Source organism: Vibrio sinaloensis DSM 21326, assembly GCF_000189275.1.
GTDB classification, from domain to species: Bacteria; Pseudomonadota; Gammaproteobacteria; order Enterobacterales; family Vibrionaceae; genus Vibrio; species Vibrio sinaloensis.
In genome coordinates this window covers 1-672 of the sequence record NZ_AEVT01000078.1, presented here as the reverse complement: position 1 = coordinate 672, position 672 = coordinate 1, and the positions used below count along the sequence as shown (strand labels likewise).

General features: G+C 53.4%; 2 protein-coding genes. One reads left to right on the top strand and one right to left on the bottom strand.

Annotation, left to right across the window (positions count from 1 at the left end):
* On the top strand, positions 1 to 346 hold a 346-nt coding region (locus tag RH45_RS14015; protein ID WP_008078209.1), incomplete at its 5' end, for a winged helix domain-containing protein.
* A 39-nt stretch (positions 347 to 385) separates the two neighbouring features.
* On the opposite strand, the gene RH45_RS14010 is transcribed toward RH45_RS14015, so the two are convergent.
* On the bottom strand, positions 386 to 672 hold a 287-nt coding region (locus RH45_RS14010; RefSeq protein WP_008078207.1), incomplete at its 5' end, for a hypothetical protein.

Here is a 672-nt window from a genome sequence, read left to right as displayed (position 1 = left end):
TCAACCCGCGCATTTCCAACAGTGGCTTGGCGAGTTTCTCTCTCAGTCACGCCACGAACTGGATATTGCGCCGCCGGAGCCGCCGTATCAGCCTGATGAGATTTACGATGCCTTAAAGCAAGGCGAGGTATTAGTACGTCTCGGCGGGCTTCGCGTATTGCGTATCGGCGATGAGGTCTATGCGAATGGCGAAAAAATAGACTCCCCGCATCGCCCCGCTCTGGAGGCGCTCGCCAGTCATATTGCACTAACCGCTGAAAACTTCGGCGATGCGCTGGAAGACCCGTCCTTCCTCGCCATGCTGGCGGCGCTGGTGAATAGCGGATACTGGTTTTTCGAAGGATAAGAACATCGCAATGCCCGGCGACCGCCGGGCTGACGCAAACTATCCACAACGATCGCCGCCAGGTTTGGCGAAATCGTTATATTGCGGATCGCCCGGATAAAGCGAGTGGGCCATTCGATGGCGAAATGACATTTGCCGATAGCGCCGCGCCTGCGCGTTATCTCCAAGACCTTCGGCAATATTAGCCAGTTGCTGTAATCGTTCATACTGCATCTTTGCTGGATAAGCTACGGCATCAAGCGTAAAGGCGCGTTCCGCAAAGTCTTTTGCTTGTTCAAGTTCTTGATTACTCTGATAAATCAGCGAAATACCATACAACACCATTG